Source organism: Planococcus sp. CAU13 (assembly GCF_000775575.1).
Taxonomy (GTDB): domain Bacteria; phylum Bacillota; class Bacilli; order Bacillales_A; family Planococcaceae; genus Planococcus.
This window is the reverse complement of sequence record NZ_JRGN01000202.1, coordinates 1-8,205: the sequence shown is the minus strand read 5'-3', so window position 1 is coordinate 8,205 and position 8,205 is coordinate 1. Positions and strand designations below refer to the sequence as shown.

7 protein-coding genes are annotated in these 8,205 nt (G+C 48.7%); 5 read left to right on the top strand and 2 right to left on the bottom strand.

Annotated features, from left to right (window positions below; all coding sequences use genetic code 11):
• Positions 1–17 precede the first annotated feature (17 nt).
• Together KW93_RS09070 and KW93_RS09065 are read left to right on the top strand one after the other, a co-directional pair.
• Positions 18–686, top strand: a complete 669-nt coding sequence (locus KW93_RS09070) for a vWA domain-containing protein (RefSeq protein WP_052131542.1) — start codon at positions 18–20, stop codon at positions 684–686.
• Between the two features lie 16 nt (positions 687–702).
• Positions 703–1,359: a Type 1 glutamine amidotransferase-like domain-containing protein gene (locus KW93_RS09065; protein WP_033542684.1), complete on the top strand. Its 657-nt coding sequence runs from the start codon at positions 703–705 to the stop codon at positions 1,357–1,359.
• 201 nt (positions 1,360–1,560) lie between these two features.
• On the opposite strand, the gene KW93_RS09060 is transcribed toward KW93_RS09065, so the two are convergent.
• On the bottom strand, positions 1,561–3,018 hold the full coding sequence (locus KW93_RS09060) for an amidase family protein (protein WP_033542683.1): 1,458 nt from the start codon (positions 3,016–3,018) through the stop codon (positions 1,561–1,563).
• A gap of 156 nt (positions 3,019–3,174) precedes the next feature.
• On the opposite strand from KW93_RS09060, the gene KW93_RS09055 reads away from it, so the two are divergent.
• Positions 3,175–4,263 carry an acetamidase/formamidase family protein gene (locus KW93_RS09055; protein WP_052131541.1) on the top strand — a complete coding sequence of 363 codons (1,089 nt, stop codon included), beginning with the start codon at positions 3,175–3,177 and terminating at the stop codon, positions 4,261–4,263.
• Between the two features lie 81 nt (positions 4,264–4,344).
• Here KW93_RS09055 and KW93_RS09050 read toward each other — a convergent pair whose 3' ends face one another.
• The gene (locus KW93_RS09050; protein ID WP_033542682.1) at positions 4,345–6,633 is read right to left on the bottom strand and encodes a glycoside hydrolase family 3 C-terminal domain-containing protein; all 2,289 of its coding nucleotides are present in this window, start codon (positions 6,631–6,633) and stop codon (positions 4,345–4,347) included.
• A 282-nt stretch (positions 6,634–6,915) separates the two neighbouring features.
• Here KW93_RS09050 and KW93_RS09045 point away from each other — a divergent pair, with 282 nt between their 5' ends.
• Positions 6,916–7,425, top strand: coding sequence for a YfiT family bacillithiol transferase (locus KW93_RS09045; protein ID WP_033542681.1), 510 nt, complete (start codon positions 6,916–6,918; stop codon positions 7,423–7,425).
• A 374-nt stretch (positions 7,426–7,799) separates the two neighbouring features.
• A complete protein-coding gene (locus KW93_RS09040) occupies positions 7,800–8,087 on the top strand; it encodes a hypothetical protein (RefSeq protein ID WP_033542680.1) in 288 nt (95 codons plus the stop codon).
• The last annotated feature ends 118 nt before the right edge of the window (positions 8,088–8,205 follow it).

Below are 8,205 nucleotides of genomic sequence, written 5' to 3'. Positions count from 1 at the left end.
AAAAAGAAGAAGCGGTAATCAGCGGAATTTCATTGAAGAAAAAAGCGGCTACGATCGTTTTGGAGAAGAAGAAGCTCACGGGTGTCACGGCCAGAGTCGGTATAGTGCTGGATATTTCCGGATCCATGCGGAAATTGTATAACGAAGGTGTCGTGCAGGAAGTGGTGGAGCGGGTGCTGGCGGTCGCGAGCCAGTTCGATGATGACGGCGAATTGGACGTCTGGGTTTACGACAATGAATTCTCCCGTCTGCCGGGAGCTACCGAGGCGACATTCATGGGCTATGTGGAAAAAAACATCCTGTCTAACACCGGCGTCCACAAATTCGGGCGCAACGACGAGCCGAAAGTGATGGAAGACGTCATCCGCAAGTATACGAAGCAGGATCCGAGCGGAGAGCCGGTATTCCTCGTCTTCATCAATGACGGCGGCTGCAAACCAGGCATCAGGAAATTCATTGTGGAATCTTCGGACAAGCCGATATTCTGGCAGTTCGTCGGAATCGGCAACGCGAATTTCGACGTGCTGCGGAAACTCGATACAATGGGCGGACGGGTGATCGACAACGCGAATTTCTTCCATATTGAAGACATCAGCAAAATATCGGACGCAGAATTATACGACCAGTTGCTGAACGAATTTCCGATGTGGCTGAAGGAAGCGAAGGCGAAGGGGATATTGCGGTAACTATATGGAGGCACCTATGAAAACTCAATATTATTTAGGCTGGATGAGCAATTTTCTGCCGGAACCATTAGCCAATGTATTACAGGAAGATTTAACGGACCGGAAATCGCTTGTGATGATCAGTGCGAATCCGTCTTCTGATGAGGCGGACGGTGCTGCTGAACGTTCATGGCTCCATCAGGCGGGTATCGGGTTTGAGGAATCTCACTTGATCAATTACAGTGTGCAGAAGGAAGAGGCCCATACTTTACTGCAAAGGGCTTCCGTCATTTTTCTGTTAGGCGGCAATACGATTGAACAAAATGAGTTTTTGATGGACTATGAACTGCCGGGACTGATCCGGAAAAGCAGCGCCGTTGTAATAGGAGCGAGCGCCGGCGCGATTAATATGTCGGCTAAATGGCTCGCTTCAAGAAACTTTGGATATGATATTGAAAAAAACACTCTTTACGAGGGAATTGGCCTGAATAATTTTTCTGTCCTTTCCCACTTCGATCTTGAGAATAACATGGCGCTGGTTCGGGATGAACTGTCTCTTTTATCGGAAGAGATGGCTGTTTACGCATCGAACAAGGATTGCGCTGTCCGTGTAACGGGAAATAAAATCGATATTTTCGGTGATGTGTATTTAATATCCCGCTCAGAGATTCAGAAATTGGATGAGACTTTATAGCCGTCAGTTCACATCCCCAATAGCGCCTGTATTTAAATGAGTCGCGGTGTCAAAAAACTTTAATCAGTGCAATAAACCTGCATAAGAAATGGACTCTTTTCAATTAGAGGGATCCCCAAAATACAAAAAAGAAAAAACACCCCGATTGAGTCACTGGCATCTGCATGCTAACTCCTCAGTGAAGGGTGTTTTTAGTGTCTATCAATAATCTGAAAGATCCGGCGCCTTCCGTTTCCGCGTTGCCTGTTCATAGGCGTAGGCAAGTTCGATCAGGCGCGGTTCGCTGAAAGCTCCGGCACTGAACGTCACACCGACCGGCAGCCCACTGCGCGTGTAGCCGGCAGGGACAGTGATGGAAGGGTAGCCCGCTTTTGCCGGCATGGCGGCGCCGCGGTTATTTTGGAACAGCAGCGCATCCAGGTTGTGTTCGCGCATGGTGACATCGAGCCCTTCTGCAGCTGTGGTGCGCAAATCGGTTTTGCGGTGCAGTAAATAGGTGGGATCGGTCGGATCATCGCTCATGGACTGTGATTTTTCCAGTTCCGCCTGGCCGAATTTCATCCGGCGCTCCGGATCCTGTTTATTGAACTCAATGACGTCAGCCAGTGATTTGACCGGCACCTCGTCCGGCACGGTCTGCAGATAATCGTTTACGCCGCGTTTGAATTCGTACCACAGCACGTCTGACTGGAAAGGCTGCACGGGGATCGTCACTTCTTCGACGATGGCGCCGAGCCCTTTCAGCTGTTCAATTGCCTCATCCATGATGGCACGTTCATCCGGTTGTTCATCGTTCAGAAATGAAATATCGACACCGATGCGTGCGCCTTTCAGGCCGTCCGTTTTCAGATGAGGCGTGTAATCGGTCAGTGCGTGACCAATGCTCGCTTGTGTAGCGGAATCATGTTCGTCGACTCCGGTCATGGCGCCGAGCAGGATGGCGGCATCGGCAACAGTTCGCGCCATCGGTCCAGGCGTATCCTGGCTTTCGGCAAGCGGAATGATGCCTGAGCGGCTGAGGAGGCCGACCGTCGGCTTGATGCCGACGATCGAATTGGCGCTGGCCGGGCTCAGGATTGAACCCGACGTTTCGGTGCCGACGCCGGCAACTGCGAAATTCGAAGCGATGGCTGCGCCTGTTCCTGAACTCGATCCGCCGACATCTCCCGCTTCGAATGTTTTGATTCCGTATGGATTGAGCACCTGTCCGCCGAGTGCGCTGTAGCCGCTCGGGCCGTCTTTCGACATAAAATAAGCCCATTCGCTCATATTCACTTTCCCGAGAATAATGGCGCCGGCGTTGCGCAGCTGCGACGCCACAAAACTATCCTGCCGCGCGAAATTCTGTTGAAGGGCGATGGTGCCGGCCGTCGTCGGCATCCGATCCGCCGTTTCGATATTGTCTTTCAATAATACGGGGATGCCATATAAAGGACCTTGTCCATCCTGGCCGCGCATGTCATCCAGCTCTGCTGCAATTTTCAGCGCGTCCGGATTGAGAGTCAGAATGGAATTGATCTTCGGTCCGTTCCGGTCGAACTTCTCGATTCGGTCTAGGTAAGCCTGCACCAGTTCCACTGAAGTGAGCCGGTTTTCCTGAAAGGCCTGTTGAATTTCCTGGATTGTTGCTTCGTTGATTTGGAAGGGGTTTATAGTCATCTGAAGGCTCCTTAATAATGTAGTTAAATATTTTAAGTATACACCAAATCTCCAGGTTTTATTATCCTGAATCCGTTTAATGGGCTTCACGAACAGAAAGGGAATAATAAGGGGAAAATTGAGGTTTCATCAATAAAAATTCAAGGAGGTTGTTTGATGACGAGAATCCCGCACTCACGTCTGGCTGCTTTGGAAAATGCGGATTTTCATACATTGAAAGCGACACCGGAGACGGTACATTGGGGCTATTTCGACAATAGTATGGAGCCGGCATTGACCATTGATTCTGGAGATCTGGTGTACGTCGAGACAGTGACGCATCATGCCGGGGACGCACCCGACCTGATGATGGACGAAGGGATACGGAAAATTTACGAGACGATTACGGAAGAGCAGCGGGAACCCGGTCCGCATCTTTTGACTGGGCCGATTGGAGTGAAGGGGGCAGAACCGGGAGATGTGCTTGAAGTGCAGATTTTGGCGCTTGAGCCCCGAATGCCTTATGGCTCCAACCTGGCGGCGCCGTGGGGCTTCCTGGCTGACGATTTCAATAATGAAGAACGGGTCACCATTTACAAAATTGACGCGGAACAAAATTGGCTGACCGCCCAGTTTGCTTATCAATATCCGACAGAGTATTATGTCGCCGGCAAGATATACGAGCCGGATGAAGTCAACCGGGTCGAGGCTCTCAAGAATATGCAGATCCCCGCAAGGCTCCATGTGGGAATAATAGGCGTAGCTCCGCCGACGAACGGAAAAGTGGATTCGACTCCTCCTGACGTTCACGGCGGCAACGTCGATAATTGGCAGATCGGCGAAGGTGCGACGATGTATTATCCTGTCCATGCCGCCGGTGCTTTGCTGTCGCTTGGCGATGCCCATCTCGCACAGGGCAACGGCGAAATAAGCGGAACCGCTGTCGAAGCATCACTCAATTGCCTCATCAAGGTTACGCTCCGAAAAGATATGAAACTTTCGCTGCCGGTTCTTGAAACGGATGAGGACTGGATGATCCATGCTTTTCATGAAGATTTGGAGGAAGCCGTGAGAATCGGGGCGCACGAGACGCTGAAGTTCCTGAAAACCTATTACGGCGTCAGCAATGAAGACGGCTATTCGTTCCTCAGCACTGCCGCGGATATCCACATCACCCAGGTTGTCAACGGCAACAAAGGGATCCATATCACCATCCCTAAAAAATTCATCCTGCCCAATACGGAGTTTAATATTCACCCGGATTGAAGGTGATAAAAAAGATACGAAGAAAATTCGTATCTTTTTTGTGTTTTATTTTAGATTCCAGCTTGCACCCGACCAATTTCGTCAGCTCGTCACCAATTGGCTGTTCAGGCGCTCAATCCATCCGGCAAGCATTTCTTCCGTAACTGCCCCTTTGCTGAAATTAACAAGGGCACGGAGCGGCATAAACTTCATCATGGCAGCTATCATTTTTATAGTGTCGGCGGTCATATCGGCTTCATGCAGCAGTGAATTGCTTTCACTGAATTTGGCCAGCATCTCATGAGCGATTGGTGCTAAATGCGGATACGACAGCAAATCACCGATTGTTGTGTTCCGGTGGACCAGTATTGGAATGCTCACGGTGGACCGGACATGAATGGTTTCTGCGAGAACGAGGTCACGTGAAGATTTACCGATGAGAATGTTGAATTCACCCGTTTCCACATGCCAGTCTTTTATTGTCACATTGTAGTAGGCGAATGCCCGTTTATCCAGTGTAAAGGCAATATTTTTTTCCTCGCCTGGCTGCAGATCCACCTTTTCAAAACCTTTTAATTCTTTTTCAGGGCGAATGACGGTGCTTTCCGTATCCTGTACATACAGCTGGACAATTTCCTTTCCTGCTCTATTTCCTGTATTTTTCACGGTCAACCTGACAGAAACCGTGTCCTGATCGCTGATCTCTTTCGAGTCGACTTTGAGATTGCTGTAGTCGAAGCTTGTGTAGCTCAGCCCATGGCCAAAAGGGAACAGCGGTTCAATCTCTTTCTTATCGTAGTAGCGATAGCCGACAAAAATGCCTTCTTTATATTCCACTTTGTCCCCTTCACCGGGAAAATTGAGGAATGAAGGATTATCGCTCAATTTTTTCGGGAAGGTCTCTGCCAATTTGCCGCTTGGATTGGCATCTCCGAACAATAAATCAGCAATTGCTCCGCCAAGCGCCTGCCCGCCGAGATAGCCTTCGAGAACAGCTCCGGCTTTATCGAGCCACGGCATTTCGATGGGGGCGCCGTTGCTTAGCACAACCACGATTTTGCTGTTCACTTCTGCAATGGCCTCGATCAGCTGTATGTGGTTATCCGGCATCCGGAGATGTTCACGGTCATAGCCTTCGGATTCATAACGGTCCGGGAGGCCGACGAACAGAACTGCTGTATCTGCCTTTGCAGCGATCGTTTTGGCTTCATTGATCAGGCCTTCATCGGTCTCATCACTTGTGAGGTCGTAGCCCTGTGCATACAAAATCTCCGTACTTTCACCTGCGACATCTTCAATTTCTTCATAGATGTTTTCGAGCCTGGTCGGATTGACATGAGAGCTTCCGCCGCCCTGATAGCGCGGTCTGTGAGTGAATCCGCCGATAACCGCAATCGTCCCGGATCTTTTCAATGGAAGAAGAAAATCATTCTTCAACAGGACCATGCTTTCACGCGCAGCTTCTCTAGCAAGCTGGTGATGCAGCTCCGGGTCATAAACAGCGCTTTCTTTTTTATTGTCCAGTGCTTTAAAAATAATTTTCAAAAGACGTTCTGCAGTCTGGTCCAGTTTGTTCTCATCCAATCGGCCGCTGGTTACGGCTTCCATAATTTTCTTGTCGCCGATTCCATGGCTGGATGGCATTTCAAGGTCAAGTCCGTTTTCCAGGGCAACTCCACGCTCATTTACAGCGCTCCAGTCAGAAACGACAAATCCTTCCAGTCCCCATTCGTCTTTCAGAATTTTATTCAATAAATAATTGTTCTCCGACGCAAATTCGCCATTCACTTTGTTATAAGCGCACATGACTGTCCATGGCTTCGCTTTTTTGACTGCTTCTTCAAAACTGGCAAGATAAACTTCGCGCAATGTTCTTTCATCCACAAGGACATCGACTGACATCCTGCGGTGCTCCTGATTATTGGCGGCAAAATGCTTCAGCGAAGTTCCCACTCCCTGGCTTTGCACGCCGTTGATATGGCTGGCTGCCATCTGCGAGGACAGGTAGGGATCTTCTGAGAAGTATTCAAAATTCCTACCACAAAGCGGAGAGCGTTTGATATTGGCGCCAGGGCCGAGGAGGACAGCGACATCTTCAGCCTGGCATTCTTTGCCGAGAGCTGCCCCGACTCTATGGATCAATGATCGGTTCCATGTGCTGGCTAATCCTGCCGCGGAAGGAAAACAGGTGGCGGGAACGCTTGTGTGAAGAGAGAAGTTATCAGTTTCCGCTGACTGTTTTCTTAACCCATGAGGGCCGTCTGCCACCATAATGGAGGGAATGCCCAGTCGTTCAATCCCTTTCAACTGCCAATAATCCAACCCCGAACACAGACTGGCTTTTTCTTCAAGAGTCATGTCAGCGATGATATTCTTCAGGTCTCTTGCCATGTTTATCCTCCTGTTAAAAAGTGATATAAAAAATTTTGATTATTCACTTTAATTTATATTCTTTCCCACTACATGTCTATTAAATCACCTTATGAGAAGTGTGCGTAACACAGGGTCCAAAGTGGATCTTCCGGAAAACGGATTGACGCAAGAAGCGGCTGTATTGCTTGAAAGTCTGGGATAAACCATTTTTTCTTCCAGTTTACAAAAGTCCGCCCCATTGGTATATTGAGCGTGAATAAGGTTACCCACAAATACGGATAAGGAAAAGAGGTTGGAACAATGGATGTAAAATTTCCTATTGGAAAATTGGAAGTTCCTGAACACGTAGAACCTGAGCATATCCAGGAATGGCTGGGGAAAATCGGTACGTATACGGCGCGTCTGCGGGAAGCGGTCGATGGACTCAGCGACGAGCAGCTCGGCAGGAAATATAGAGAAGGAAGCTGGACAGTGCGTCAGCTCGTGCACCATATTGCGGATTCACAGCTTACCATGTATCAGCGCCTGCGACTGGCTTTGACGGACGACAACCCGACGGTTCCGCCTTTCGATCAGGAGAAATGGGCAGAGCTTCCTGACAATGAATTGCCTGTTGAAAGTTCGATCCGGATATTGGAAGGGCTGAACGTGAGGATCGTTGCCATCGGGCAGCGTGTAACTGAAGCGGAGCTGGGCCGCGTCTTCACCCACGAAGTGAACGGTGAAATCACTGTGGCCATCAAACTCGCGAAACTGTGCTGGCACGAAGAGCATCATCTGGCGCATATTCAAATTGCTTTGGAGAATTAAACTGCAATGTTATTAAAATAAAATTACAAAACCGCCGAACGGATATTTTTCCGTTCGGCGGTTTTTGCCTGGAAGAATTTAGCGGAAGGCGAATTTGGTATGCGGAATTTATTGTCATAAATAAAGAAATTCGCGCCCCTGTGTTCCAAACAATTCTAAACGATTCTGACAATACATGACAATTTATATTCCATACATCGACACGCCCGCCGAATCAAAATTGCAGGCGTGTTTTTTTCTTTTTATGCAGGCTTATGAATTGTGTGAGAATTGTGCGAAACACAGGGTACAAATGGGAACTGCTGGAAATATGATTAAATCTTCGCCCAAAGGGAAAACCAGTAGAAATACATTTTTACCAAGGAGGAAATTTTATGAGAAGAGACACACTGGAATTGATCCTTTATACAGGCGCAACTGCTGCGAGTTTGTTCATGCTGGTGAAAACATACAATAAACGCCAAAACACGTATTGGGCATATGAAGACCATGACTTGCGGAACAGCGTAGAGGTGGACAAACGGGAAAGTCCGAATGCCGGGGTGGACCCTGCTGAAAATGGTCTCAGTGAACTGGACTCCGCATACCGCGCCGAATGGGTTTCAATGGGCTATCCGCAAACCCACCGGGAAATCGAAAAGAATGAAAACTGGAATAATTGATGAAAAGCTCCATCGCCGGGAATGCAGGATTCCCGGCGATGGAGTTTTTTAGAGAGAAAAACGGCTGTGTGATCAAAGAATGCCAATAAGTGATCATAGAATCGTTTGAGTGATCATA